This window comes from Methylogaea oryzae, assembly GCF_019669985.1.
Classification (GTDB): Bacteria; Pseudomonadota; Gammaproteobacteria; order Methylococcales; family Methylococcaceae; genus Methylogaea; species Methylogaea oryzae.
Window position 1 is genome coordinate 3,080,766 of the sequence record NZ_AP019782.1, and the last position, 26,054, is coordinate 3,106,819.

32 protein-coding genes are annotated in these 26,054 nt (G+C 64.3%); 21 read left to right on the top strand and 11 right to left on the bottom strand.

The annotated features are described in order from the left end of the window. Positions 1-28: 28 nt before the first annotated feature. Positions 29-2,668, top strand: a complete 2,640-nt coding sequence (locus tag K5607_RS13540) for a tyrosine-protein kinase family protein (RefSeq protein ID WP_221047330.1) — start codon at positions 29-31, stop codon at positions 2,666-2,668. 172 nt (positions 2,669-2,840) lie between these two features. Here the strand turns inward: K5607_RS13540 and K5607_RS13545 are convergent, their stop codons facing one another. From K5607_RS13545 to nifB, 3 genes are all read right to left on the bottom strand, one after another. Next, positions 2,841-3,269: a type II toxin-antitoxin system VapC family toxin gene (locus K5607_RS13545; RefSeq protein WP_221047331.1), complete on the bottom strand. Its 429-nt coding sequence runs from the start codon at positions 3,267-3,269 to the stop codon at positions 2,841-2,843. Further along, complete coding sequence (locus K5607_RS13550; RefSeq protein WP_054773355.1) at positions 3,266-3,502, bottom strand: type II toxin-antitoxin system Phd/YefM family antitoxin; 237 nt, start codon at positions 3,500-3,502, stop codon at positions 3,266-3,268. The genes K5607_RS13545 and K5607_RS13550 overlap by 4 nt, the downstream gene beginning before the upstream one ends. Positions 3,503-3,675: 173 nt before the next feature. Then, a complete protein-coding gene (gene nifB / locus K5607_RS13555) occupies positions 3,676-5,175 on the bottom strand; it encodes a nitrogenase cofactor biosynthesis protein NifB (protein WP_054773356.1) in 1,500 nt (499 codons plus the stop codon). A 368-nt stretch (positions 5,176-5,543) separates the two neighbouring features. Here nifB and nifE point away from each other — a divergent pair, with 368 nt between their 5' ends. Then, positions 5,544-6,935, top strand: coding sequence for a nitrogenase iron-molybdenum cofactor biosynthesis protein NifE (gene nifE, locus K5607_RS13560; RefSeq protein WP_221047332.1), 1,392 nt, complete (start codon positions 5,544-5,546; stop codon positions 6,933-6,935). 86 nt (positions 6,936-7,021) lie between these two features. After that, a complete protein-coding gene (locus tag K5607_RS13565; protein WP_221047333.1) occupies positions 7,022-7,594 on the top strand; it encodes a hypothetical protein in 573 nt (190 codons plus the stop codon). 30 nt (positions 7,595-7,624) lie between these two features. Here K5607_RS13565 and K5607_RS13570 read toward each other — a convergent pair whose 3' ends face one another. The 5 genes from K5607_RS13570 to K5607_RS13590 form a co-directional block, all read right to left on the bottom strand. Then, a complete protein-coding gene (locus K5607_RS13570) occupies positions 7,625-8,992 on the bottom strand; it encodes a methyl-accepting chemotaxis protein (RefSeq protein WP_221047334.1) in 1,368 nt (455 codons plus the stop codon). Positions 8,993-9,189: 197 nt separating this feature from the next. After that, positions 9,190-9,960 carry a 4Fe4S-binding leucine-rich repeat protein gene (locus tag K5607_RS13575; RefSeq protein ID WP_221047335.1) on the bottom strand — a complete coding sequence of 257 codons (771 nt, stop codon included), beginning with the start codon at positions 9,958-9,960 and terminating at the stop codon, positions 9,190-9,192. Between the two features lie 22 nt (positions 9,961-9,982). After that, a complete protein-coding gene (locus K5607_RS13580; protein WP_221047336.1) occupies positions 9,983-10,255 on the bottom strand; it encodes a BolA family protein in 273 nt (90 codons plus the stop codon). Between the two features lie 4 nt (positions 10,256-10,259). Continuing rightward, on the bottom strand, positions 10,260-10,589 hold the full coding sequence (gene grxD, locus K5607_RS13585) for a Grx4 family monothiol glutaredoxin (protein ID WP_221047337.1): 330 nt from the start codon (positions 10,587-10,589) through the stop codon (positions 10,260-10,262). 391 nt (positions 10,590-10,980) lie between these two features. Further along, positions 10,981-11,385, bottom strand: a complete 405-nt coding sequence (locus tag K5607_RS13590) for a cupredoxin domain-containing protein (RefSeq protein WP_221047338.1) — start codon at positions 11,383-11,385, stop codon at positions 10,981-10,983. Between the two features lie 235 nt (positions 11,386-11,620). Between K5607_RS13590 and nifN the strand changes: the two genes are divergently transcribed. From nifN to K5607_RS13645, 11 genes are all read left to right on the top strand, one after another. Next, entirely contained in the window at positions 11,621-13,054 is a 1,434-nt protein-coding gene (gene nifN, locus K5607_RS13595) for a nitrogenase iron-molybdenum cofactor biosynthesis protein NifN (protein ID WP_221047339.1), read from the top strand. Beyond that, a complete protein-coding gene (gene nifX / locus K5607_RS13600; protein WP_246598864.1) occupies positions 13,023-13,508 on the top strand; it encodes a nitrogen fixation protein NifX in 486 nt (161 codons plus the stop codon). Before nifN ends, nifX begins: the two co-directional genes overlap by 32 nt. Before the next feature lie 116 nt (positions 13,509-13,624). Further along, positions 13,625-14,098 carry a NifX-associated nitrogen fixation protein gene (locus K5607_RS13605; protein ID WP_221047340.1) on the top strand — a complete coding sequence of 158 codons (474 nt, stop codon included), beginning with the start codon at positions 13,625-13,627 and terminating at the stop codon, positions 14,096-14,098. Positions 14,099-14,151: 53 nt separating this feature from the next. Next, positions 14,152-14,367 carry a CCE_0567 family metalloprotein gene (locus tag K5607_RS13610; RefSeq protein ID WP_054774619.1) on the top strand — a complete coding sequence of 72 codons (216 nt, stop codon included), beginning with the start codon at positions 14,152-14,154 and terminating at the stop codon, positions 14,365-14,367. A gap of 19 nt (positions 14,368-14,386) precedes the next feature. Next, the gene (gene fdxB / locus K5607_RS13615) at positions 14,387-14,689 is read left to right on the top strand and encodes a ferredoxin III, nif-specific (RefSeq protein ID WP_054774618.1); all 303 of its coding nucleotides are present in this window, start codon (positions 14,387-14,389) and stop codon (positions 14,687-14,689) included. A gap of 34 nt (positions 14,690-14,723) precedes the next feature. Then, positions 14,724-15,050 carry a (2Fe-2S) ferredoxin domain-containing protein gene (locus K5607_RS13620; protein ID WP_054774617.1) on the top strand — a complete coding sequence of 109 codons (327 nt, stop codon included), beginning with the start codon at positions 14,724-14,726 and terminating at the stop codon, positions 15,048-15,050. 32 nt (positions 15,051-15,082) lie between these two features. Then, positions 15,083-15,616 carry a hypothetical protein gene (locus K5607_RS13625; RefSeq protein WP_221047341.1) on the top strand — a complete coding sequence of 178 codons (534 nt, stop codon included), beginning with the start codon at positions 15,083-15,085 and terminating at the stop codon, positions 15,614-15,616. Beyond that, complete coding sequence (locus K5607_RS13630; RefSeq protein ID WP_221047342.1) at positions 15,613-16,125, top strand: hypothetical protein; 513 nt, start codon at positions 15,613-15,615, stop codon at positions 16,123-16,125. The genes K5607_RS13625 and K5607_RS13630 overlap by 4 nt, the downstream gene beginning before the upstream one ends. Before the next feature lies 1 nt (position 16,126). Further along, positions 16,127-16,471, top strand: coding sequence for a hypothetical protein (locus tag K5607_RS13635; protein ID WP_221047343.1), 345 nt, complete (start codon positions 16,127-16,129; stop codon positions 16,469-16,471). A gap of 5 nt (positions 16,472-16,476) precedes the next feature. Next, positions 16,477-17,478 carry a DUF364 domain-containing protein gene (locus K5607_RS13640; RefSeq protein WP_221047344.1) on the top strand — a complete coding sequence of 334 codons (1,002 nt, stop codon included), beginning with the start codon at positions 16,477-16,479 and terminating at the stop codon, positions 17,476-17,478. Next, on the top strand, positions 17,471-17,899 hold the full coding sequence (locus tag K5607_RS13645) for a hypothetical protein (RefSeq protein WP_221047345.1): 429 nt from the start codon (positions 17,471-17,473) through the stop codon (positions 17,897-17,899). The genes K5607_RS13640 and K5607_RS13645 overlap by 8 nt, the downstream gene beginning before the upstream one ends. 18 nt (positions 17,900-17,917) lie before the next feature. Here K5607_RS13645 and K5607_RS13650 read toward each other — a convergent pair whose 3' ends face one another. The 3 genes from K5607_RS13650 to K5607_RS13660 are packed head-to-tail and all read right to left on the bottom strand — an operon-like array spanning position 17,918 to position 20,327. Next, entirely contained in the window at positions 17,918-18,370 is a 453-nt protein-coding gene (locus K5607_RS13650; RefSeq protein ID WP_221047346.1) for a GNAT family N-acetyltransferase, read from the bottom strand. An 11-nt stretch (positions 18,371-18,381) separates the two neighbouring features. After that, positions 18,382-20,064, bottom strand: coding sequence for a SagB/ThcOx family dehydrogenase (locus tag K5607_RS13655; protein ID WP_343222917.1), 1,683 nt, complete (start codon positions 20,062-20,064; stop codon positions 18,382-18,384). Then, on the bottom strand, positions 20,061-20,327 hold the full coding sequence (locus K5607_RS13660) for a nitrogen fixation protein NifZ (protein WP_343222918.1): 267 nt from the start codon (positions 20,325-20,327) through the stop codon (positions 20,061-20,063). Before K5607_RS13660 ends, K5607_RS13655 begins: the two co-directional genes overlap by 4 nt. A 188-nt stretch (positions 20,328-20,515) precedes the next feature. Between K5607_RS13660 and K5607_RS13665 the strand changes: the two genes are divergently transcribed. From K5607_RS13665 to K5607_RS13695, 7 genes are all read left to right on the top strand, one after another. Then, positions 20,516-20,839, top strand: coding sequence for a HesB/IscA family protein (locus K5607_RS13665; RefSeq protein ID WP_221047347.1), 324 nt, complete (start codon positions 20,516-20,518; stop codon positions 20,837-20,839). A gap of 89 nt (positions 20,840-20,928) precedes the next feature. Further along, positions 20,929-21,858 carry a Fe-S cluster assembly protein NifU gene (gene nifU / locus K5607_RS13670; protein ID WP_221047348.1) on the top strand — a complete coding sequence of 310 codons (930 nt, stop codon included), beginning with the start codon at positions 20,929-20,931 and terminating at the stop codon, positions 21,856-21,858. 167 nt (positions 21,859-22,025) lie between these two features. Beyond that, a complete protein-coding gene (gene nifS / locus K5607_RS13675) occupies positions 22,026-23,234 on the top strand; it encodes a cysteine desulfurase NifS (protein ID WP_221047349.1) in 1,209 nt (402 codons plus the stop codon). 71 nt (positions 23,235-23,305) lie between these two features. Then, positions 23,306-24,517 (top strand): homocitrate synthase, encoded by a 1,212-nt coding sequence (gene nifV, locus K5607_RS13680; protein WP_221047350.1) that lies wholly within the window; start codon positions 23,306-23,308, stop codon positions 24,515-24,517. Between the two features lie 47 nt (positions 24,518-24,564). Next, positions 24,565-24,732, top strand: a complete 168-nt coding sequence (locus K5607_RS13685) for a hypothetical protein (protein WP_156302503.1) — start codon at positions 24,565-24,567, stop codon at positions 24,730-24,732. Continuing rightward, positions 24,729-25,484, top strand: a complete 756-nt coding sequence (gene cysE / locus K5607_RS13690) for a serine O-acetyltransferase (protein WP_221047351.1) — start codon at positions 24,729-24,731, stop codon at positions 25,482-25,484. The genes K5607_RS13685 and cysE overlap by 4 nt, the downstream gene beginning before the upstream one ends. Further along, the gene (locus K5607_RS13695) at positions 25,485-25,997 is read left to right on the top strand and encodes a hypothetical protein (RefSeq protein ID WP_054773742.1); all 513 of its coding nucleotides are present in this window, start codon (positions 25,485-25,487) and stop codon (positions 25,995-25,997) included. It abuts the gene before it with no gap. Positions 25,998-26,054: the final 57 nt, after the last annotated feature.

Here is a 26,054-nt window from a genome sequence, read left to right on the forward strand (position 1 = left end):
TCGATACGAACTTGACGTCGGGGCTGGCATGACCGCCATTCTCACAATACTCGATAACTCATTCGCTGGCCAGTCGTATTCCGAGCGCCTTGCGAATATCGAGCCGTTATTGAAAAAAGCGGGCCTTCGCCCAGGAATTGTCGAGTTATATACTCCAGATGAGGCAGAAGAGAGAGGTATTTCTCTACAGCAAGGAGACACACGTTCTCCTGCTACTTGGGAAGAAGCCGTATCGATGGTTGAAGGGGGAAAACAAGCATTAGACGGTTCCCGACCGCCACATAGACCTCGTCGTGTAGTCTTTTACTCCTATAAAGGCGGAGTGGGCCGGACTACCGCCTTAGTACACACAGCATTCCACTTGGCGCGTAGCGGTGAGCGCGTTGTAGTCGTGGATATGGATGTCGAGGCACCGGGCCTACATACAGTACTACCCCGTCCCGATGGAACCGAGATTCAAGCAGGACTTGTCGATTATCTATGGGAACGGCAGCTCCGCCCATTTAATCAAGAAACAGGTGAAGGACTGGAAACCTGTCTTGTTGAAGTTGGTCGCGAACAGCAACTCGCTATCTCTTATGCTGTCGAAGACCCAATATCTCGCGCACAAATACATGTCGTCCCTGCAGGTGCCATTAATTCGAACTTTGTGCGGCGCCTAAATGCGCTCTCGGTTCAAGACATTCTTGCCCGCCCTGATGACGCTTGGTCGTTATTCGAAAAAGAGCTGGTTGAGCAAATCGAACCTGACGTCATGCTCATTGACGCTCGCACAGGACTCGGTGATTGGGGAGGGTTATCGCTACTTCGCCTTGCGGATGAAGCATTCTTCGTACTTTACCCAAGCCAACAGAATGCGGAAGGGATACGATTCGTACACAACACACTGACCCAGCTAAGCAACCTAAAAACCCACTTAGTTCTGTCCCCAGTGCCGGAAGGCCCTATCGGACTCGAACTGGTAGCGCGATTCCTTCCATCATTGGGTGGAATGGACGATAAACAACTCACTGAAGATGAGCTACCTGACGACGAACCGACCGAGGAACGATTACCCGTTAGAGTTCCCTACAATCCGAATATAGCTTGTGCGCTTAGGTATCCCGTCGAGGGGGCCATGCCCGATTATGCTCGACTTGCCAACCTTTTGAGAAACACCGAAACAAACGAAAAGGTCGAAGCCACATTCCAACAATTTGATCGCTGGAACGTCATCGAATCACTAAAGTTTCCTGAGCGAAACGCCAAGGAAGTTGCCGCTGAATATTTTGAGCTTTTCTTTCAAAAAACATCCGACTTTGAAAAATTTCTAGATGACGCTCGATGGGTCGTTCGGGGGCGGAAAGGCACAGGAAAGTCAACATTATTTCATTTATTTGTAGAGCATAAAGAAAATGCGAGCAAGCGTGCAAAGGGAAAGCTAGAAAACGTCGATATACTTCCCGGCCACGGCCCAGCTACAGGCATGAGATTTCGACCAACAACAACAGAATTTGAAACCATCCAGAGGGAGATTAATAAAACCAAAAATGATTGGCTTTCATTCTGGCGCGCGTATGCCATTGTTCGGGTGTTTGCCTCACCCCACCAAGCATTACTAAAATCCGCACTAAGAAACAAGGAACTAAGGGAGCTCCAGAAGCATCTTCAATCCTCGTTTCCCGCCGAAGAATCCATCGCTGACTGGCGTTCCTCGCATACAAAGGCGCTGTTGCAGCTACTCGACACCACTCTTGACAGCCAGTGCCGTGATCTTATGACTGATATTAATACAGCTCTCGGTAAGGCGGGCAAAAAACTTTGGTTGCTATATGATGACCTAGACCAAGATATAAAGGAGATGAGCGAATGGCAAGCAGACGCCCTTGGCGGATTACTGCGACTTGCCTATGACTCCAATAACAGAGATTTACACAATATTCGCTTCAAAATTTTCTTGAGGGAGGACATATGGAACAAACTTGTCTTCACGAACAAAAGTCACTTTGGCGAAGCGAGAACTCTGGCATTGCAATGGAAAATCGATGATTTCCTTCGGCTTGCGTACCGATTAGCTACCGGAGGCTCAGCTGAATTTAAAGCACTGGCATTACGCGACTTCCCTTTAACAGATTCAGAGGTAGATACAGCCAATGAAGAAGAGCTTCGCAAGGCTTTAGCTCCTCTTTGGGGCCTAAACCAAGAAAAAAAGAAAAACGCTTTTGCTGCTCGGTGGGTATATAACCGCATGACGGACGCTGCTGACAACACTTATCCGCGATCACTTACCGTACTCCTGAATGCAGCTAAAGAAGAAGAGCTTAGAGGAAGACACAAACCAACCCCCAAGGATAGGCTTCTCAGCCCTAGAGCAATGCAGGCAGGACTTACAGAAGCATCACGAGCCAGGGTAAACGAGCTCAAGAACGAATACCCGGACTTGAAATTATTTCTCGAGGAAATTGAACACAGCAATGCACTGAGATCTCAATTCAAACGTGATGAATTACGACGTGTATGGGAGGGTACATGTAAAGGCATTTACCCAACATTCGAATCTTTTGTGAAAAAGATCCAGGATGTGGGTTTTCTTGAAGAGAAAAAAAGAGGGGAAACTTACGACTATGGTATTGCTAGCCTTTACATTGATGGCCTAGGAATCAGACGCGTTCAGGGCGAGAAAAAGTAACTTGTAAGCCGGATTTAATTGTAGGGCGCATAGCGTAGCGTAATACGCCGGATGCTAGTTGACACCCAGGCTTATGGCATCAGCTCGCATAGGGTGCGCTGAGGAACGAAGCGCACCGAATCGTGATCGATGCGCCTCCTTCGTCGGCACGTCCTACATCTCCACGTGACCATCAGGACGTAAGCGGAAAAAGCTCCAGGCCATAATGTTCGGCCGCCTGAGACTGGCGGACATCCAAGGTCGCCAGGGCTGCTCGCCAGCGGCGGGCGACGGCCAGATGCAAGGCGTCGCCCGCACGCAAGGCCAAATGGGGAGTGTCCAGCAGTACCGCCGCGGTGCGGAAGTCGGTGGGTTCGACTTCGATCAGCGTCAGTGCACCGGCAACGAAGCGGTGGAAAGCGGCTAATCCTTCCGCCCGCTCCACGGCATCGATAGCCCTGGTGCGTTCCTTGATCGCACCGACGCTGGCCATTTCGGCCAGCGTCCAGGCGGAAGTGCACAGCTCGCCGTCATCCAGCGATTCCAGGCACTGCAAGATGGTGGGCGCGGTCGGTTCGCCGAAAAACAAGGCGCCCAGGGCCGAGGTGTCGAAATAGATCACAACAGGTCCTGCTCGCGCATGTCCGCCACGGACAGGCCGGCACGGCATGGCTTGGCCTCAACGAAGGCGCGCAGTTCCGCAAGGCCATAGGACTGAGGTAGGCTGGCCGGTTCGGGCACGATCCGGGCGACGGGTTTGCCGCGGCGCATGATGACGACTTCCTCGCCCCCTTCCACATCGGCCAGCAAGGCGGAAAAATGCGCTTTGGCTTCGGCTACGTTGGCTGTTTTCATGGGACATCTTCGTACTTGGTCAAGTAGAGTCATGATGCGCCACCAACTTGGTCATGTCCACTCGTCGGCCGGGTGGACGCACAAAAAAGCCGGCCCCGCCAATTGCTGGCGAACCCGGCTTTGGTTTGTGACGGCTCTGCGGTGGGCAGCCTGTCGGCCGCCCACCCTACGGGCTAACCCACCGCCCGCATAGCCTCCCGCTTCTTGTCCACCAGGCGGCCGGATTCGGCCAACTCTTTGTAGACCGCCATCACCGCCGGTTCGATGGCTTCCATGGCGTGTTCGCCGTTGGGGATGATGCCGGCTTCTTCCAGCTTCTCCCACGGGCCGTAGCCGATCTTGGAGCACAACACGGCGGCGCAGTCCTTGAGGGTGCGGATGGACAGGTCCAGGGCGGATTCCGCTTCGCCGCAGGTGTCATCCCCCGAACAGTATTGCTCCACCTTGCGGTGCATGATGAAGCGCACGCCTTGCGGGGAGGCCTCGTAGATGAGGAATTCCTTGGCGTGGCCGAAGTGCTGGTTGATGACGCCCTGGCCTTGGGTGGCGACGGCGAATAGGGCCGGTGGGGTGTCCAGGGCGGCGGACTCCACTTGCAACTGCACCAGGGTTTCCTGCTTTTCCACGCGCTTGGCGGTCATTTCCTCCAGGATGGCGGACTGGATCGCCTGGCGCTTCTTCATGGCCTCTTCGTAGTCGATGTCCATGGCTTCGATCTTGTCCAGGGTGAACTCGGCGCCGCGGTCTTCGCCCAGCAGGCCCACGGCGTCGGCGCGGCACTGGCGGCAGTGGCGCATCATGTTCATGTCGCCGGCGCAGGCGTCTTGCAGCTCCTGCAACTCCTCGGCGTTGGGGCCGCGCTGGCCCATGACGCCGTAGAACGTGCCGTGCTCGGCTTCGGCGATCAGCGGCATGACGTTGTGCAAAAAGGCGCCCTTGCCTTTGACGATCTTGCTGACTTCCACCAGGTGCTTGTCGTTGATGCCGGGAATCATCACCGAGTTGATCTTGGTGAGGATGCCGCGCTCGCTGAGCATCTCCAGGCCGCGCTGCTGCTGCTCGATGAGGATTTCCGCGCCGGCCCGGCCCTTGATGCGCTGGTTCTTCCAGAACACCCAGGGATAGATTTCCGCGCCGATGTCCGGGTCCACCGTGTTGATGGTGATGGTGACGTGGTCGATGTTGTGCTTGGACAGCTCTTCCACCGATTCGGGCAGGGCCAGGCCGTTGGTGGACACGCACAGCTTGATGTCCGGCGCCTGCTCGGACAGCATGCGGAAGGTGGCGAAGGTGCGCTCCGGATTGGCCAGGGGATCGCCGGGACCGGCGATGCCCAGCACGGTCATCTGCGGGATGGTGGCGGCCACCGCCTTGACCTTGCGCACCGCCTGTTCCGGCGTATACAGCTCGGACACCACGCCGGGGCGCGATTCGTTGGCGCAGTCGTACTTGCGGTTGCAGTAGTGGCACTGGATATTGCAGGCCGGCGCCACCGCCACGTGCATGCGGGCGAAATAGTGGTGGGCGTCTTCCGAATAGCAGGGATGGTTCTGCACCTTCTCGCGGATGTGGTCCGGCAGGTGGTTCATCTGGTCGTCGGTGGAGCCGCAGGAAGAGGCGCTGCAGCCGCCTTTCTTCACGGCGGGTTCGGCGTTGAGCACAGGGAGTTCCATGGTGGCGTCCTCGTCGGTGGATAAGCGTTAACGGCTGTTCAGCACAGGCCGTGCCAGACGCCTAAGCCACTGTTTTAACGGCGAATCGCACCTTGCAGCCGTGTACGGAACGCAACAGGCGGTGGGATTTGCGCTGTCGGCATTGGCACAAAGCCCGCGCCCATCCCATGCCCTTCCCTCTTCCCCGGACCACCGCGGGCGAAGCCCGCCTGTACAAAAACGCGCTGTCGCCGACTGGCCAAACCCTTCCATTTGTCGCATTCGCGACAAACCGTTCCGGCGGCAAAGCGGCGCGGCGCAAGGGCCGGAGCCGTGGCCCGGCGCTTGCATGGAGGCGATAAACGCCAACCGCCATGCGGGTGCTGACCATGAAGTCCAATAAAGACATCGCCGAACTGCTCAACGAACCGGCCTGCGAGCACAACAAGAAGGAAAAGTCCGGCTGCGCCAAGCCCAAGCCGGGCGCCACCGCCGGCGGCTGCGCTTTCGACGGCGCGCAGATCGCCCTGCTGCCCATCGCGGACGTGGCCCACATCGTCCACGGCCCCATCGCCTGCGCCGGGTCGTCCTGGGACAACCGCGGCACGCGCTCGTCCGGCGCCATGCTGTACCGCATCGGCATGACCACCGACCTGACCGAACAGGACATCGTCATGGGCCGCGCGGAAAAGCGCTTGTTCCACGCCATCAAACAGGCGGTGGACACTTACAACCCGCCGGCGGTATTCGTCTACAACACCTGCGTGCCGGCCCTCATCGGCGACGACATCGAAGCCATCTGCAAAGCCGCCGAGGAACGCTGCGGCGTGCCGGTGGTGCCGGTGGACTGCGCCGGCTTCTACGGCACCAAGAACTTAGGGAATCGCATCGCCGGCGAAGCCATGGTCAAGTACGTGGTGGGCACCCGCGAACCGGACCCGCTGCCAGCCGAATCCGCCCGTCCCGGCATCACCGTGCACGACGTCAACCTGGTGGGCGAATACAACATCGCCGGCGAGTTCTGGCACGTGCTGCCGCTGCTGGACGAACTGGGCCTGCGCGTCTTGTGCACCCTGTCGGGCGACGCCCGTTTCCGCGAAGTGCAGACCATGCACCGCGCCGAGGTGAACATGATGGTGTGCTCCAAGGCCATGATCAACGTGGCGCGCAAGCTGGAGAAAGAGTTCGGCACGCCCTGGTTCGAAGGCAGCTTCTACGGCATCACCGACACCAGCCAGGCCCTGCGCGACTTCGCCCGCGTCATCGATGACCCCGATTTGACCCGCCGCACCGAGACCCTCATCGCCCGCGAGGAAGCCCGCATCCGCGCCGAACTGGCGCCCTGGCGCGAGCGGTTGGCCGGCAAGCGCGTGCTGCTGTTCACCGGCGGCGTGAAAAGCTGGTCGGTGATTTCCGCCTTGCAGGATTTGGGCATGGTGGTGGTCGCCACCGGCACCAAGAAGTCCACCGAGGAAGACAAGGCCCGCATCCGCGAGCTGATGGGGCCGGACACCCAGGTGATCGAGGACGGCTCGCCCAAAGCGCTACTCAGCATCGTCCGCGACTACCGGGCCGACATCCTCATCGCCGGCGGCCGCAACATGTACACCGCGCTGAAAGCCAAGATTCCCTTCCTGGACATCAACCAGGAGCGCGAATTCGGCTATGCCGGCTACCAGGGCATGCTGGAACTGGTGCGGCAGCTGGCGCTGACCATCGAAAGCCCGGTGTGGCCGGCGGTGCGCGCGCCGGCGCCGTGGAAAAAAGCCGCCGCCGCCTGACGTAGGGTGCGCATTGCGCACCGCAACCTCTGCGAAACGGTGCGCAGTGCGCACCCCACCTTTTCCCAACCCACAGGAGACAATCCATGCTGCTCAACCGCTACGAACACGACCAACTGCTGTTCAACGCCAACCTGAAAGGCGCCACCACCCAGGCCGGCCTGGAAGCCTACCGCGGCGACCTGGTGCTGGAAGAAGGCGAAATCGCCGATGCCCTGGGCCGGCGCAAGCCGCCCCACTCGGTGGTCAAGCAAGTGGCCCTGCTGGCCACCGCCGACAAGCTGACCTTCGTCAGCGGCTTCATGGAGAAAATCGAGTCCCTGCCCCTGTTCGCCGACAAATACGGCAAGGACATCGCCGCCGACGCCCCCGCCGTGCTGTTCGTGGAGAACATCGCCAAGCCCATGCGGGTGGAATACCAGGGCGTCGAATACACCATGATTCCCCTGTTGGAAGGGGAAAACACCGTGTGGAACGAGCTGCTGGAGCTGCTCGGTCTGGAAAAAGGCGACTTCAAGGGCCAAAGCGCCGAAGACAAGGTCATCACCGTCTGCGACGCCGTGAAGAAGGATTTGAAAGCCTATCCGGCCTTCGACTACGCCGCCGCCGTGTCCCAGGCGGTGGCGGTGAAGAAGGAAGCGCGGGTGGGAGCGGTCTAAACCGGCATAGGGCTAGGCGCGCGCCGGGGATCAGCCCTTGGCGTGGCGCTGCCCCCAAATGTCGGCGTTCAGCTTGTCGAGCTGCTTTTTCACATCGCTCGACAAAACCTCCAGTTCCGCCGCCATGGTTCTGGCTTCGCCCGAGCGGCCCTGCCGCACCGCCTCGACGATGCGCTTGCCGGTCACGTGAACCTTTTCGTGGATAGGCAGCAACTCCTTGAAATCGGCCATGGCGCCGAAGCGCTCCATGCCCGGGCCGTCGTACCATTTGCCCAGCCGGCAGGCGTGGTGATCGGTCAATTCGTTCGGGTTGATGGTGGTGTCGTGGGCGATCAACGCTTTGTTGACCTTGTTCACCCATAAGGCGTGGTCGCCCTTGGCGACCGTGGTCAGCATGGCCGGCGTCTGCCACTGGGCCAGCAGGTTCAGCTGCGAACCGCCCAGCTGCACCAAATGGTCCATGGTGTGCAAAATCCCTTGATACAGCGCGCGCACGTTGTCCATGCTGGCCGACAGGCTGGCAGCGTTGGAGGCCATGTCCGCGCTGACGTGGCTCTGTTCCTCGGCGGCCACGGCGATGCTGCCCACCCGGTCGCTGGATTCGCGCGCCGCGTCGCTGGCCGACGACAACAGCGAGCGCATATCGGCCAGCATGCCCTGGCTTTGCTGTAGCCGTTGTTCCGCCGTGCCCACCTGCTCCACCACGTGCACCGATTGCTGGTCGACGGAAGCGGCCACTTTGTCGATTTCCTGGGCGGCATCGCCGGACACGGCGGCCAGCTTGCGGATCTCGTCCGCCACCACGGCGAAACCTCGGCCGTATTCCCCGGCGCGGGCCGCTTCGATGGCGGCGTTCAAGGCCAGCAAGTTGGTCTGGTCGGCGATGTTGCGCACCCGGGCGGTGAACTCGCCGATGCTGCGCACGTCCTGCACAAAGCGGTTGATGTCCTGGCCCGTCATCCGTATGGCCTGGGTCAGGCTTTCCATTTGCGACACGAGTTGCTGCACGCTGTCGAAGCTTTGCTGGGTGGCCTGCTGGCTCTGCTCGGCGGCGGTCGCCGCCTGGGCGGCGTTGCGGGCGATTTCGTTGGCGGTGACGGACATTTCCTCGATGGCCGCCATGATGCTGTGGGTGTTCTCCGCCACGTCGTTGAGCTGCTGGTAGAAGTCGTGGCCGGTGATCTGCTCTTTGGCGATGACCGACACGGTTTCCGTGGCGAAATCCGCCACGTCGATCAGACGCACGTTGGCCTGATTGATGACGCGCAGCACGTTCTCCAACAACTTCGCCTCGGCCGGGTGGGCCTGGGCGAGCCGCTTGAAGCGCTCCTCCTCCATGTCCAGGGCCGCCTCGAGTAGTTGTTGTATCGCCTGCGAAGTCTTGGAAAAGCCAAACACCGTGATGAAACCTCGAAATGTCTGATCGGCGCTCGAACCGGCCGTCGCATCAAGGCGAAGCGTCCGGAAACGCGGATGTCGGGGTGGAGGAAGCCGGGGAGGAAAAGCGCGACCCGCGCCGTCCAGCCTCGGTGCGGGTGGATGTTTAATACATTAGACGATATTAATACTACAGGCAAATACGGCCGACGGCCCGGTTACGCCGGCCCGTTGGGGCCATTCGCGGCGCCCTCCCGCTCCGCCAGCCGTTCCAGCGCCGCCTCCCGCACATCGGCCACCGGATCGTCCAGCACCCCCTTTACCGCCTCCAGGGGCGCTTTGCCGACGGCGATGTAGCGGATCAGCCATTCGGGATCCCGCAACAACAGCGCCGCCGCCTCCCCGTCCATGCGTTCGGCGACGATGCGCCGCACCTGCATATCCTCGTCGTGGGCCATGAAAGCCAGGCTGGGCTCCGGCAGGCGCTTGGCGACCTCCTTGCGCACCTGGCTGTCGGGATCGCAAATCAGGCGGAACAGCCGGCCCGCCGGCAAGCGCCGCGCCACGTAGACGCGCACCATGTAATCGGCGTCGGCCGCCATGGCCTCCAGCTTGTCCGGCGGCAGTCGGTCGGCCACGGTGATGCGCACCTCGCGGTCGTCGTCCGCCATCATCCGGACCAAAGCCTCCGGTGCCAGACGGTAAGCCACGGCACGGCGCACCGCCTCGTCGACGTCGCGCGCAAGCGGGGCTATGGCCGCCGGGGAGGCGTAACGCACGGCGATGGCGCGCCGCTCCCAGAAATCGTCGGCCAGGTAACGATCCGCCAGCTCCGGATTGCGCCGGAAAAAGCGGTCGATCTGCCGGCCGCTCATGGCCCGCACGCACACGTCGCCCGGCCGGCAGCGGGTATCGGCCAGCAAGCTTTGCCGGTAGGGACACGCGCCGCAATCGGCTTGGGGGGTGCAATCCTCGCCTAGTTCCGACACCGGCCCGCTTCCCCGAGCGCGCTCATTGCAACCGCACCAATTCCGCCGCCGCGGCGCTGCGCAAAGGCTCCCATTCCTCCGGCGTATAAGCCTTGACGGTGATCGCGTGCAGCGCGCCGCTGGCCAGGGGCGCTTGCAGCGCCGCCAGCACCAGCCGCTGCCTCTGCAAGGAACCCAAGGCCTGGAAGCCGGGGCTCACCACCACGCAGGAAAAATTGCAGCCCTCGCCCTCCACCGCCACCCGGCAGTCCGGCAAGGCCGCCTCGATCAGGTTCCGCACGTCGGCGACATCCATGGCCTTAAGCCTCCGCCGGTTTGACCGCCGCCTGCGCCAACAGGGGCTGCAGCCGGCCTTGCTGGGCCAACTCCTCGACGATGTCGCTGCCGCCCACCAATTCGCCCGCCACGAACAACTGGGGAAAAGTCGGCCAATGGGACACTTTCGGCAGGGCTTCGCGGATGAACGGCGCGCTCAGCACGTCGACGTAGGCGAAGCCGACGCCGGTTTCCTTCAGCAGCGCCGAAGCCTTGGCGGAAAAGCCGCACTGCGGCGCCTCCGGCACGCCTTTCATGTAAAGGATCACCGGGTTCTCGGCGATTTGCCGGCGGATTTTGTCTTCGGTTTTCATGGCGTCTCCGTGGTTGTGGTGGAAGCATGGCGATACGGCGCGCGCCCCTCGCCGCCGGCCAGGCGGCGCGCCGGGCCGACACCGGAGGGGACAGCGAGAACACGTGATCCCGGCCGGCGTTTCCGCGATAGCGGCAAAGCCGCGCTGCAGGGGAATAGGCGAGGACTCCCGGAATCGGCGACAGGCGTTCGCGCGCCGCCGTTGTGGAATTTCGTTGAAACATCACGCTCCCGAAGCCCGTTGTCGGATTTGCCGCAAAAGCCGCGGCCAAGGCGTGAAGGGCGAAAGCCGCGCCCCATAAAGGGTCGCGCGGCACCATCACGACTCGCCGGCGGCTCGACAACGGAGGACAAGCAATAGTTCTGCCAGCGCGGCGCGCCCGCCTAGCCGATCACTCCAGCACTTCCAATGTGCCCTCCATGCCTTTCTCCCGGTGGCTCTCGAAGAACAGCAACTGCTTGTCGCAATAAAACCCGTAGACGCCGGGCTTGGAGGGAGTGAAACGCACCGCCCGGGGCTCCCCCAGATCGACGTTGAAGCGCATCCCGGCGGACGGCGCGTCCATGACAAAGGTATGCGGCGTGAAGCCGGACTCCTTGCGCACCACCAGCTCCACCGGCACGCCGGCCTTGACGACGATGTGGTTGGGTTCGAAGTAATAGTCGCCGCCGACGACTTCCACCCGCTGGACGCCGTTTCCATCGACGGTCGCCACGAAGGTTCGGCCTGTGCCGCCTTCCGCCTGGGCGACGGCCGCCCAGCCGATCAGTCCGCAGAGAAAAAACAACCTGTTCATGACCGCTACCTCGCTATGCACTAGGGACGCGCCTCATTAGCCGCCCATCGGCCGACCGCTGTCAATCGCCGCAGCAGGCGCGAAACCGCTCTGTCGCTGAAACGGCAAAAGCCGGCGGCTTGTCGCATTCGCGACAAAGGCCGCGCCGCGCAACCCCTTGCATTGCGCGGGCGCACGCTTGGCACGCTGCTCGCATATGCAGCGACATAGCGAGCAAGCGAAACGTGCAACAGCCATGGCGGAAATCCTCAAGCGCAATAAAGCCCTGTCGGTGAATCCCCTGAAGGCCAGCCAGCCGGTGGGCGGCTCCCTGGCGACCCTGGGTTTCCACAAGGCCATCCCCATGCTGCACGGCTCGCAAGGCTGCACCGCTTTCGCCAAGGTGTACTTCGTGCGCCATTTCCGCGAGCCGATTCCGCTGCAGACCACCGCCATGGACCAGGTCAGCTCGGTCATGGGCGCCGACGACAACGTCGTCGAGGGCGTCAAGACCATCGCGGAAAAATCCAAACCGGACTTGATCACCGTGCTCACCACCGGCCTGTCGGAAACCCAGGGCACCGACGTGAAGCGCTGCGTCAAGGACTTCCGCGAACGCTACCCCGAACTGGCCGGCACCGCCGTGGTGGCGGTGAACACGCCGGACTTCGCCGGCTGCTTGGAAACCGGCTATGCCGCCACGGTAGAAGCCATCCTCGACACCCTGGTGCCCGAACCGGCCGCGGCCGGCACCAAGCCGGGCAAGCGCCCGCGCCAGGTCAACGTGCTGGCCGGCTCCTTCCTCACCCCGGGCGACCTGGAAGCGCTGAAAGAGTTGCTGGAGAGTTTCGAGCTGAAGCCCCTGGTGCTGCCGGACATCGCCGACTCGCTGGACGGGCACTTGACGGATGCCGACTTCAGCCCCACCACCGTGGGCGGCACGCCGCTGGAAGAGCTGGCCACCCTGGGCGATGCCCGCGCCACCCTGGTGGTGGGCGCCTCTTTGCGCAAAGCCGGCCAGTTGTTGGAACAGCGCACCGGCGTGCCCAGCCGTTATTTCGACCACTTGCTGGGCCTGGCCGCCAACGACGCCCTGGTCATGGCCTTGGCGGACATCGGCGAGCGCCCGGTGCCGCACAAAATCGAACGCCAGCGCGCCCAATTGCAGGACGCCATGGTGGACACCCATTTCATGCTGGGCCAGCTGCGCGTCGCCATCGCCGCCGATCCGGACCAACTGGCCGCCATGGCCTGTTTGGTGCGGGAGATGGGTGCAGAGGTGGTGGCGGCGGTGGCCGCCGGCAACGGCCCGGCCCTGGCCGCCTCCGGCCTGTCGCGCGTCAAGATCGGCGACCTGGAAGACCTGGAACTGCTGGCCGGCGAGCAAGGCGCGGAACTGGTCGTCGGCAACTCCCACGCCGTGCCCACCGCCGAGCGGCTGGGCCTGCCGATCCTGCGCTGCGGCTTCCCGTTGTACGACCTGCTGGGCGGCTACCAGAAAACCTGGATCGGCTACCGCGGCGCGCGCCAGGCCCTGTTCGACCTGGCCAACCTGGCCGTCGGCGACCACAGCCGCCACGCCGTGCCGGTTTACCGCTCCCTCTATGCCCAGAAGCCGGACACCGAAGCCCGTTCAACCCCGTTGGAGAGCCGCCGCCATGTCCATGGTCCGACGCATGCGCATTTGTGACATCAGCCAGGACGAAGCCGCCATGAGCACCCGTTTGAAAATCGCGTTCGCCACTTCCGACATGCAGCACGTCAACCAGCATTTCGGTTCGGCGCGCACTTTCGCCGTCTACGCCGTGGACATGGAATCGTCGGAACTGCTGGAAGCGGCCCAGTTCGGCGAACTGGCCCAGGACGGCAACGAAGACAAGCTGTCGGTGAAGATCGACTTGCTGGACGGCTGCGCCGCCGTCTATTGCGAAGCCGTGGGCGCCTCGGCCATCCGCCAGATCATGGCCGCCGGCATCCAGCCGGTGAAGGTCAATCGCGACAGCCTCATCGCCGACTTGATCGAGGACTTCCAGAACGAATTGAAAACCGGCCCTTCCGCCTGGCTGGCCAAGGCCATCGCCCGCCAAAACGGCGCCGACCCTTCCCGCTTCGCCCGCATGGAGGCGGAGGGGTGGGAGGAGTGAAGCCGGCGGCCAATCGGTGGGTTACGACTCGCGCAAGCCCTTTGATAAGGGCGAAGCTCAGCGCGTTGCGCGTCCATCCCACCCTACACATTCATCGCAACCTAGGAGATAACCCCATGCCCAACGCCGCCCTCGTCGTCCAAGCAGACGATACCGAACTGCAATCGGACATCGTCGCCGAACTGGTCAAGCAAATGCGCGCCCTGGACACCTACGACACGCAGAAGGACTGGCCCGACGCCCAGGTCATCGATCCCTACGTGCTGACCAAGGAGCGCAAGCAGGCCATCCCCATCGTCGGCGATCCCGACGAAATCACCATGGCCCGCGTCAAGGCCTATTACAACGCCCTGGCCACCCTCATCGAAAAGCGGTCGGGCCTGATGGCGGTGCCGGTGATCAACCTGACCCACGAAGGCTTCGGCCGCGCCTTCATCATCGTCGGCAAGCTGATCGTGGCGGACAAGACCCTGCGCGACGTGCACCGCTTCGGCTTCGCCAGCCTGGCCAAGCTCAACGAGGAAGCCGGCAAAGTGCTGGAAAAGGCGCAGGGACTGATCGGGCAATTCCCGGAAGTGGCCAACGCCTAATCGTAGGTTGGGTTAGGCCGCAGGCCGTAACCCAACGAACAGGAGCGATCGATATGTCCCCCGAAGAACTGCAACAAATGGAAAAGGAAGTCGCCAAAGCCAAACGCATCGCCAGCGAGTGGGCCTCCAAGCTGCACGACCTGGTGGAAGACAGCCTGCCGGCCGGCTACCGCGACATCCCGGAAATCGCCCAGAGCACCTACGACGCCTGCCAAAAGTGGGCGGAAGCCAACGACAGGCTGAAAGCCGCCAAAAAGGCCGCCGCCTGAACCCCCAGGAACCGAGAACATGAGCGCATACATCACGGGCCAAACCGCCGGCGGCAGCGCCTGGACCCCGGCCTTCGTCGAAAAACTCAACCAGGCCCACTGCATCGGCTGCGGCCGCTGCTACAAGGTGTGCCCCCGCGACGTGCTGAACCTGGTGGAGCGGGAGGAAGCCCTGGGCGCGGACTTCGACGAATACGAAGACCTGGACGAGGACAACACCATGGTGATGAGCATCGCCAACGCCAAGGACTGCATCGGCTGCGAAGCCTGTTCCAAGGTGTGCCCGAAGAAATGCTTCACCCATACGCCGCTGGCGGCGTGAGCCCCCCGATCATCGACAGCCCCCGGAGCCACCCATGCCCAAACCGCAAAAACACGTATTCGTCTGCGTCCAACGCCGCCCGGAAGGCCACCCGCGCGGCTCCTGCATGAGCCAGGCCGGCGACGAGGTGCTGGGCGAATTCCTGGCGGAAGTCCAGGCACGCAACCTGTTCGACCGCATCGCCGTGACCAGCACCGGCTGCCTGGGCCCCTGCGGCAACGGCCCCAGCGTGCTGGTCTACCCGGAAGGCGTCATGTACGGACCGGTGAGTAAAACCGACGTGAAGGAGATCGTCGAACAACACCTGTTGGGGAACGAGCCGGTGGCCCGGCTGCAAACGCCGCCCCACGTCTGGGGCTAGCCCGCCCCTCGTTTTCCACGCCGGAGATAAACATGGCGAATAGAACCCAGCGCCCGCCGCTGATCCTGTCGAAAATCCATCGGCGCATGCTGACCGAGCTGAGCCGCTCCACCACGGCGCCGGAACGGCAGGTGAAACGGGCCAAAATATTGCTGAAATACGCCGACGGCTGCTCCATCGCCGACATCCGCCGCCAGGTGGGCGTATCCTGCCCGACCATCTACAAATGCATCGACACCGCCCTGGCGGCTGGCATCGAGCAACCGCTCAATCCCAGTTTCACCACCAAAAAACCGGAAATTCTGGAGGACGCCAAGGACTGGGTGATCGGGCTGGCCCGGGCCAACCCCTGCGACCACGGCCTGGACATGGACCGCTGGTCCCTGCGCGTGCTGGCCCGCCACGTGGCGGAACACGCCGTGGGCGCGGGTTTCCCTCGCTTGGCCAAGGCCGGCCGCACCACCGTCTGGCGCATCCTGCAAAGCCGCCGTCCGGCCGGCTTGGCCGCCGGCCAGTTCAACGGCTGCGCGCGCCTGGCGGCCGGACGGGAATCGGCGGCGCCATGAACGGCGACAGCGTCGTTCCCTGGCGGGAGCCGGCCGTGCTGTTCGCGCCGGGGCTGCCGGCTGCCGTCGACGCCCTGCTGCAACGGGCGGTGGCGCTGCGCCACAGCGATCCGGCCGAGGCCGAGCGCTTGTTGCTGAACGCCGCGGCACGCTTCCCCGACTGCCTGCCGGCGCACTTCGCCTTGTACAAGTACTACGCCAACCGGCGCTCGCTGGCCCAGGCGGAGGACGCCGCGCGGCGCGCCCTGCGGGAAGCCGCCCGCCAGGGAGGCTTCGCCTGCCGCCTAGGCCTGCGCGAGCCGGCCGGCGAACGGCATCCCTACGAGGCGGGCGGCGCCGGCCATTTTTACCTGTTCACCCTCAAGGCCTTGGCGTTCATCAAACTGCGCCGCAACGAAGCGGCGGCGGCCGAGGATATCCTCGCCCTGCTGCTGGCGCTGGACCCGGAAGACCGCTCCGGCGCCTCGGTCGTCCGCCAACTGGCCGACGCCGTCGAGGAGGACGGCTGACATGCATACCGACCCCACGCTGCAACGCATCACCCAAAGCCTGGCCCTGGAAATCCATAAGCTGGGCTTTCTGCCCGGCGACCTGTTCATGCCCGTCTCGGCGATGACCGGCGTCGATTCGGTCACCGATCCCTACACCGGCGCCGGCAACCGGCGCATCGAGCTGCGCGACGGCGCGGGAAAAAAAATGGGCCAGATCCAGTTCAACAGCGACGACAGCTTTTTCGCCGAATTCGACGTGGTGCGCCCCCACCCCAAGGACCCGCGCTGGTTCGTGGAAGGCGTGGTGGCCTGGGGCCGGGGCGACACCGTGAAGAGCGAAGCCAAACTCCTACCCATGCCGTGAACGCCATGCACGCCTATACCGATCCGAGAGAAGTCTACGACCTGCTGCTGGACTACTGCGGGGCCACAGCCACCGCCACGCAACTGACGCTGGGCCGGGTCTGGACCCTGTGCGAAGCCGGCCTGGTGCAGGGCATGTCCATGAGTCCGGACGAGATCACCCGCACCCTGCCCTGGCCCGGCACCCTGGCCGGCCGGCCTTTGCGCGAGCTGGCGGCCTGGGTCAAGGAATGGGATCCGCAACACGCGGCCGTCGGCATGGCCGCCTGCAACGCCGCCTTGGGGCTGCGCGCCAGCCTGCCCCACAGCGAACTGCTGGAACCGTTGGCGAACGGCGACAACAATCTGCGGGTATTCGACCATTTCCTGCCGCAGCTGGCCGGCCGGCGCGTGGTCGTGGTGGGCCGCTACCCCGGCCTGGACCGCTGGAGCGAACGGCACGGCGTCGACCTGACGGTGCTGGAGCGGCGGCCCGGCGCCGGCGATCTCCCCGACCCGGCGGCGGAATGGGTGCTGCCCGACGCGGAATGGGTGTTCCTCACCGCCAGCTCCATACCCAACAAGACTTTTCCGCGCCTGATGAGCTTGTCCCGCCACGCCACCGTGGTGCTGATGGGCCCCACCCTGCCTTGGCTGGCGGAATTCCACCATTTCGGCGTGGACTACCTGGCCGGCATCGAAGTGGTCGATCCCTCCGCCCTGCGGCAAGTGGTGGCGGAAGGCGGCGGCGTGCGGCTTTTCGACCAGGCCGTGCGCTATCGCGTCGCGCGGCTCGACGGCACCGCCACGTGGGAATGGCTGCGGCGGCACATTTCCCAGGTGGCGGCGGAAAAAGACCGCCTCAACCGCGCCATGGAGCAATGGTACGCCCACCACCCCATCAACCAGCGCTTTCCGCAGCTGGCCCAGCGGGAGTCCGTCGGCCTGAAGCTGTCGCGGCTGGACACCTGCGCCCACGCGTTGTGGCCGCGCTTGCCGCCGGAACAGCGGAAAGCGGCCGATGGATAATCGCCGCGTCTTGCTGTACCACAAGCAGGCCACCAGCGCCCGCACGCTGTTCCTGGACCACGCCCACGGCAGCGTCCTCGCCCCCGGCCCCCTGCCGGCCTTGTCCAGCGTGGCGGAGGAAGACGACGAGCGGGGCCTTAGCGGCCTCCTGCCCCACCCGGCCGCTTTGCTGAAGGAGCTGAGCGGCGAGCTGGGCCTGGCGATGGGCCTGCTGGAAATCGACGCGGAATTCCGCGTGCTGGTAGACACCCCGCCCGGTCCCGTCGCCGTCTATCTAGCCCATTTCACCACCATGGACCCGCCCCGCGCCCTGATGGGCGAAAAAGGCGCCAGCTTTCTGCCCCTGACCGCTCTGCGCGGCCGCCACCCGGCGGAAATGGAATTGCTGCGGCGGGCCTATGCGTCGATTCTGGGGGGCTGAAACGCCGCCTCGGCGCGGTCATAGCGTTCGCCGCCGGCAAACCAGGCGGGTCGCCCCCCAGCCCAGACGGTCGTAAAAATCCAAGGCCGCGCGGTTGTCCCCGTCGGCGAGCAGCTGCAACCGGGTCAAGCCGCGCTCGGCGGCCCAGCGTTCGGCCTCGGCCAACAAGCGCCGGCCGACGCCCCGGCCGCGCCAATCCTCAGCCACCACCACGTCCTCAACCCAGCCCACCGGCCCGCCTTCGGCGGTGGAAATCACCGTTTGCACCGTGCACAAGCCGACGACCCTGCCCCGCGCCTCGGCGGCCAGCGCCAAGGCGTCGTCCTGCCCCAGCAGCATACGCAAGCCGCGCTCGGCTTTGCCGGCGTCGAAAGCGAAGTCGCTTTCCAAGCGGAACAGCGCGTCCAGCAGCTCCAGCAGGGCGGGAACGTGGCGCGCTTGAGCCGGCCGGACGAGCAGGGAGTGCGACATGGACGGCTCAGCTACCGCTGCAGGTGCTCGTAAGGCGGCCGAGTCCGCAAGCGTTCGTCGATCAGCGGCGCGCCCACGGTGAAGTGGTAGAGGCTTTGCAGCGCCGTGCCGGCGATACCCAGGGTTTCGTGCAGCGCGTCGTCGAAAAAGCAGCCGATGCCGGTGCCGCGCACGCCGGCCGCTTCGGCCTCCAGATACAGCGCCTGGCCGATCAGGCCGCTTTCCCAAAACAGCCGGCGATAGGCCCACGGCCCCTCGTCCAGGGCGGCGTCGAACTCGGCCAGCATGCCTAGGCTGAAGGCGCTGTCGGCGGCGATGTCCTGATGGCAGGACAACGTACGCGCCGCCTTGCGCGCATCGGCCCGCGCCAACCGGTACAAGCGCAACCGAGCCGGCGCTTCCTCCACGGGCGCCCATTCCAGCCCGGGCTTGAACGCATGCCGCAACAGGCTCACCGCGCCGGCGGTGCGGCACGACACGTACAGCCCCGGCGCCAAGCCGACCACCCGATGCACGAACAAAACCAAGTGCAGCCGGGGCGTCCAAGGCCAGCAATCGAACGGCGGCGCCTTGGCGCGCGGCAACGCGGCATCCAACAGGCGGAACAAGGACTTGGCGGTGATGGAGGTGACGCCGTCGAAAGACTGGGCGCTGCGGCGCTGCCGGATGATGTCCGCCGCGCGCTCCTCGCAGGAAATCGGCAACAGCGGCTGATTGGCGGGCGTGCGGCGCGGCTGCAGCGGCGTGCGCGGCTTGGCGGCGGCCAGGGCGACCACGTCGATGGCCGGCCAGTGGTGGCTGTGGCGCGAGCTGAGGCGATTGGCCCGCCCCTGCCAGCGACCGGCGCGCACCGCCTCCACCCAAGCGGCGGGGGCCGTTTCGAAACCGGAAGCCTCGCCGGGCTCGATGCCGCAGAGCAAATCGGGGAATTCTTTTTCCGCGCCGGCGAAATCCTCGTCGCGGTCCAATCCCAGCAGCGCGGCGATCTCGTCGTCGCTCCAGTGGTCCAGCAAACGCACGCGCCAGCCCAGGGCCGCCGCCGCGTAGCGCAAGGCCGCCAGGGCATGGCCCACGTCGTGCTGGCAATAACGGAAGGCGCGCTCGCCGTATTTCCACGCTTCCCGCCAATGGACCGACGACAATCCCAGCAGCACGCCCGATCCCGACAGGCTTGCCGCGCAGCGCCGCTCCAAGACATGGCCGTAGCTGTTGTAGTGGTAAACGCCGTCGGCCAATCGCGGCACCCCTGCCGCCGCCAGGTAAACCTCGGTCGGATGCAGATTGCCGCTGGACGGATTGCAGCGCAGCGCCCAGCGGTCCGTGCCGGACTGCTTCCAGGCGGACAAGCCGAAAGACAGTTGCAGCAACGCGCCCAGGCCGTCCAGGTCCAAGGGCGCGGCGGCCACGGCGGCGGGGCGGAACAAGTCGGCATAGGGGGTCGCCACGCCGTCCCCGCTCAAGGGCAACGGCGTTTGCTCGGCGCCTTCCCAGCTCCGGAACGGCTCCGGCTGGGTGTCCCAATCCATGAAGCCCGGCCCGGCGGCGTAGCGGTCCAGATGATGCTTGCTGCGCCGGTGGTAGTCGCGCACCGCCTGCGCGGCGGCGCTCATGTCTTCGTTCATCGGCTCTCCGAAAAAGGATGGCGACGCCGCTTCGGCCCGCCCCGCCCCCAGGCGCGCGAATACGGCGCTCATTGCACGACCGCGGCGTCGGCCCGCAGTTCCTCCGCCCAGCAGCCCAGGGGCGGCCCCAGCTCTCGCGCGCCGTCCTCGAAGCGCACCAGGAATACGCTGCGTCCGGGTTCCTCCTCCAGATGCCCCTTGCGCACGATAACGCCCCGCGCGCCGGCCGGCGCCAGCAAGGCGCCCTCTTCCAATTCGGCGATGCCGCCGTCGTTATAGAGGTCCGCGCGGGCGTACACCACGTCGCCTTCTTGCAAATCTTCCACCGTCAACATCGCTTTGTCTCCCCTTGGTTGTCGCAAACCCTACAAGCCCGCCGCTTTTGTTGCGACCTGGCCTCGGCCACCCGCTGCCGCTCATCCGTAAAGCCGATTGAATTCAATAACTTGCCAACATGGCGAAGATGGCACGGCGGTTGCGTTAGGGGTTAACAAGAACAGTGCCATCCAACCAGGAGACCGTTATGTTGACTCTCACCGACAGCGCCGTAAAAGCCGTCAGCCGTTTCGTCGCCGGCGCCGCCTCTCCCGTGGAAGGCTTGCGCATCAGCGTCACCGGCGGCGGCTGTTCCGGCTTCCAATACGGCATCAAGCTGGAAGCCGCCGCCGCTCCCGAAGACACCGTCATCGACAGCGGCGGCGTCAAGGTCATCGTCGATCCGGCCAGCCTGCCCATGGTGGAAGGCATGGTGGTGGATTTCGTCGACAGCCTGGAAGGCTCCGGCTTCAAGTTCACCAACCCTAACGCCAAGAACAACTGCTCCTGCGGCAAATCCTTTTCGGCATGAGGCGGAATAAGCCCCTCTCCCTGCCGGGGTAGAGGGGAGCAGGCCACCGTTACGGGCCAATGCCAACTTTTCAATTCGAGGGCACAACCATGTGGGACTATTCCGAAACCGTCAAAGAGCATTTCTACAACCCACGCAACGCGGGTGCGGTGGCGGAAGCCAACGCCGTGGGCGATGTGGGCTCCATCAGCTGCGGCGACGCCCTGCGCCTGAGCCTCAAGGTGAACCCGGACACCGACATCATCGAAGACGCCGGCTTCCAGACCTTCGGCTGCGGCTCGGCCATCGCCTCTTCCTCGGCGCTTACCGAGATCATCAAGGGCAAAACGGTGGACGAAGCGCTCAAGGTCACCAACCAGGACATCGCCGAATACCTGGGCGGGTTGCCGCCGGAAAAAATGCACTGCTCGGTCATGGGCCGCGAAGCCTTGCAGGCCGCCATCGCCAACTACCGGGGCGAAGAGTGGAAGGACGACCACGAAGAAGGCGCCTTGATCTGCAAATGCTTCGCCGTGGACGAAAAACTCATCGAAGACACCATCCGGACCAACAACCTGCGCACTTTGCAGGAAGTGACCAACTACACCAAGGCCGGCGGCGGCTGCGCCGCTTGCCACGAAGGCATCGAGGAAGTGCTGGCCCGGGTGCTGGCGGAACGGGGCGAAACCTACGACCCGGACGCGGCGCCGATGCTGGCGCCGGAGCCGGAACCGCTGCCCCTGGCCGCCCAGGCGCCCGGCAAGTTGACCAACTTCCAGCGCATGCGCCGCATCGAGCAGGTGATCGAATCGATCCGACCGACCCTGCGCCGCGACGGCGGCGACGTGGAAGTGGTGGAAGTGGACGGCAACACCGTCTACGTCAACATGACCGGCGCCTGCTCCGGCTGCCAGATGGCGTCCATGACGGTGAGCGGCATCCAACAGCGCCTGATGGAGGATTTGGGCGAATTCATCCGCGTGGTGCCGGCCGGCCAAATGGCCCAAGCCGCCCCGGCGCACGCTGCAGGCGGCCACTGAGGACATTTCGGCTCCTTCTCCCTCAGGGAGAAGGTTGGGATGAGGGGGGCAAAAGCCAAGGCCTTCGGACTATCCCTCACCCTACCCCTCTCCCTCGGGGAGAGGGAACCAGAAAAACGCCACTGAAGCAGTCGTTGCCAACCGAACAATTCACAGGAGCGCCAGCCATGGCCGACATCTATCTCGACAACAATGCCACCACCGCCTGCGACCTGGCCGTCGTGGACGCCATGCTGCCCTATTTCACCGAGCAGTTCGGCAACCCGTCTTCCATCCACCGCTACGCCGACGGCGTGGCCAAGGGCATCGCCAAGGCGCGCCGGCAAATCCAGGCGCTGCTGGGCGCACAGCACGATTCGGAAATCATCTTCACCGCCTGCGGCACGGAATCGGACAACACCGCCATCCTGTCGGCGCTGAAGTGCTATCCCAACCGCAAGGAAATCATCACCACCACGGTGGAACACCCGGCGGTGCTGAACCTGTGCAAGCAACTGGAGAAAGAGGACTACACCGTCCACTACCTGAAGGTGGACGGCAAGGGCCGGCTGGATATGGAGGAATACCGGAGCCTGCTGACCCCCAACGTCGCCATCGTCTCGGTGATGTGGGCCAACAACGAAACCGGCACCCTGTTCCCGGTGGTGGAAATGGCCGAGCTGGCCAACGCCGCCGGCGTGCAATTCCACACCGACGCGGTACAGGCGGTGGGCAAGGTGGCCATGGACCTCAAAGCCACCAAAATCGACATGCTCAGCCTGTCCGGGCACAAGCTGCACGCGCCGAAAGGCATCGGCGTGCTGTACCTCAAGCGCGGCAGCCGCTTCCGGCCCTTGCTGCGCGGCGGCCACCAGGAACGGGGACGCCGCGCCGGCACGGAAAACGCCGCCTCCATCGTCGGCCTGGGCGTGGCCTGCGAACAAGCCATGCAGCACATGACCTACGAGAACACCCACGTCAAAGCCCTGCGCGACCGGCTGGAGGCAGGCATCCTGGCGGCGGTGCCCCACGCTTTCGTCACCGGCGACCCGGACAACCGCCTGCCCAACACCGCCAACATCGCTTTCGAGTACGTGGAAGGCGAAGCGATCCTTATGCTGCTCAACAAGCAGGGCATCGCGGCATCGTCCGGCTCGGCCTGCACCTCGGGATCGCTGGAGCCGTCCCACGTCATGCGCGCCATGGACATTCCCTACACGGCGGCGCACGGCACGATCCGTTTTTCGCTGTCGCGCTACAACACCACGGAAGAAATCGACCGGGTGATCGCCGCCGTGCCGCCGCTGATCGCCCAATTGCGCAAGCTCTCGCCCTACTGGGGCGAAAACGGCCCGGTGGCGGACCCGGAGAAGGCGTTCGCGCCGGTATACGCATGATCGATGTAGAGTTGCGCACCGCGCAACGCTACCGCCCACGGTGCGCGATGCGCACCCTACGAGGAAAAGCCATGAATGCCATGCGAACCGTCGTAATCGACGACACCACCCTGCGCGACGGCGAGCAGTCCGCCGGGGTGGCTTTTTCCCTGGAGGAAAAGATCGACATCGCCACGCGGCTGGCCAAGCTGGGGGTGCCGGAGTTGGAGGTGGGCATTCCGGCCATGGGGGCGGAAGAACGGGAAAGCATCCGCATCCTGGCCAGCCTCAAGCTGCCGGCGCGGCTCTTGGTGTGGGCGCGCATGAAGAGCGAGGACATCCAGCAGTGCGCCGGCCTGGGGGTTCCCATGGCGGACCTTTCCGTGCCGGCATCGGACCAGCAAATCCAGCGCAAGCTGGGCAAAGATCGCCGCTGGGTGCTGGCCAACATCCGCCGCTGCGTAGCGCAAGCCCGCGACCTGGGCCTGCAAGTGGGGGTGGGGTTCGAAGACGCCTCCCGCGCCGATCCGGACTTCCTGCTGCAAGCGGCGCAAACCGCCCAGGCGGCCGGTGCGCGGCGCATCCGCTATGCCGACACGGTAGGCATCATGGAGCCCTTCGGCGTGCACGCCGCCATCAGCCGACTGCGCGACGGGCTGGACGTGGAAATCGAAATGCACGCCCACGACGACTTAGGCCTCGCCACCGCCAACACCCTGGCGGCGGCCCTGGCCGGCGCGACCCACCTCAACACCACCGTCAACGGCCTGGGCGAACGGGCCGGCAACGCCGCCCTGGAGGAAGTGGTGCTGGGCCTGCGCCAGCTCTACCGCATCGAAACCGGCGTGGACCTGAAGAAGTTCCCGGCCCTGTCGGCCCTGGTGGAAAACGCTTCCGGCGAACCGCTGGGCTGGCGCAAAAGCCTGGTGGGCAAGCGAGTCTTCAGCCACGAAGCCGGCATCCACGTGGACGGCCTGCTGAAAGATCCGGCCAATTACCAGGGGGTGGACCCCGCCGCGGTGGGCCGCCGCCATACCCTGGTACTGGGCAAGCACTCCGGCCGCCAAGGGGTGATCCAGGCTTACGCGCAACTGGGCATCGCCCTGGAAAAGCGCCAGGCCGACCGCTTGCTGGCGGAAGTGCGCCAATTCGCGGTGCGCGAGCGCCGCTCGCCCGACGACAGGGAGCTGGCGGACTTGTACCGCACCCTGCCGCAACACTCGTCCAGCCCAGCCCAAGCCGAGACGGTGCTCGGCGAACGGCCACAGGAGGTTGCTTCACACCGGCTTGCCGTCGCTGCCTGACCCGATTCCGGCAGCTTTTACGACCCAAACCCAACAGGGGGTGCACCATGAGCCAACGTAAACCGTCCAAACCGGCCAAAACCGTCAGCGATTCCACCGCCAGCCACAACGGCGCGGGCCGCCAGGCTCACGGCAAGGCAACGGATTTCGCGCCGTTCTACACCGTGCCGTCCCTGCCCGTTCCCGGCCATACCGCGTGGAGTCTGGCGCCATGAACGGGCTCGGCGGGCTCGGCGGGCTATGGCGGCAATGGCGGGAAGACGTGGGTTGCGTGTTCGAACGGGACCCGGCCGCCCGAGGCCTGGCGGAAACCCTGCTCACCTACCCCGGCATCCACGCCCTGCTGTGGCATCGCCTAAGCCATAAGCTGTGGCGGGCGAATTGGCGCTTTGCCGCGCGCTTGCTGGCGTTCGCCGGCCGCTTTCTCACCCATGTGGACATCCACCCCGGCGCCACCATCGGCCGGCGCTTGTTCATCGACCACGGCGCCGGGGTGGTGATCGGCGAGACGGCGGAAATTGGCGACGACGTGACGCTGTACCACGGCGTCACCCTGGGCGGCACCTCCTGGAACAAGGCCAAGCGCCATCCCACCCTGGGCAACAACGTCTTGGTCGGCGCCGGCGCCAAAATCCTCGGCCCCATCGTGCTGGGGGACAACGTGCGCGTCGGCGCCAATTCGGTGGTGGTCAAGGACGTACCGCCCTGCTGCACGGTGGTGGGGATTCCCGGCCGGGTGGTGCAGCGCAAGGGCCTGAAGTTGCAGAACCCTTACGGTATCGACCTGGACCACCACGAAATCCCCGATCCGGTGGGCAAAGCCCTGGCCTGCCTGTTGGAGCGGGTGGACGAGCTGGAACAGCGCCTGGCGGCCCGCGGCCCAGGCCACGATTGCGACGAGTGCGAAGCGGAAAGCGTGTGCGAGCCGACGCCGCTGTATCCGCGCAAACAGGCGGCGGGGGCTTGAATGGACCTGCTCGATTTCCAGGGCGAAGCCCTTTATTTCGACGAAGGACTGGACCCGGCCGTAACCGCCCTGCTGGCGCAGGCCTCCCGGGACTACGGCGACGGCGGCGCGGAACGGCCGCTGCAACAGGCCTACCGCGCCGCGCCGGAATCCCTGGCGGTATTGGTGGCGCTGTACCGTTTCTATTACTACCAGCACCGCCTCGACGACGCCTGGCGCATTGCCGAAGCCGCCCTGGCGGTGAGCGGCGCCCGCCTCGACCTGCCGCGGGATTGGCGCGAGCTGGACCGGGACTATATCGGCCTGGCGGCGCAACGCTCCATGACCCTGCTGCGCTTCCACCTGCTGGCCCTTAAAGCGTCCGCCTACCTGCGGCTGCGGCTGGGTCAAGGCGACGAAGGGGAAGCCCTGCTGGAAAAACTGGCGCAACTGGACGACCACGACCGCCTCGGCGCCGGCGCCCTGCTGCAAGTGATACGGCAGTCGCGGGGACTGACCGTCGTCGAAACGTAACCCCAGGCACATCGTTCCCACGCTCTGCGTGGGAACGATAAACCCCAATCATGAGGT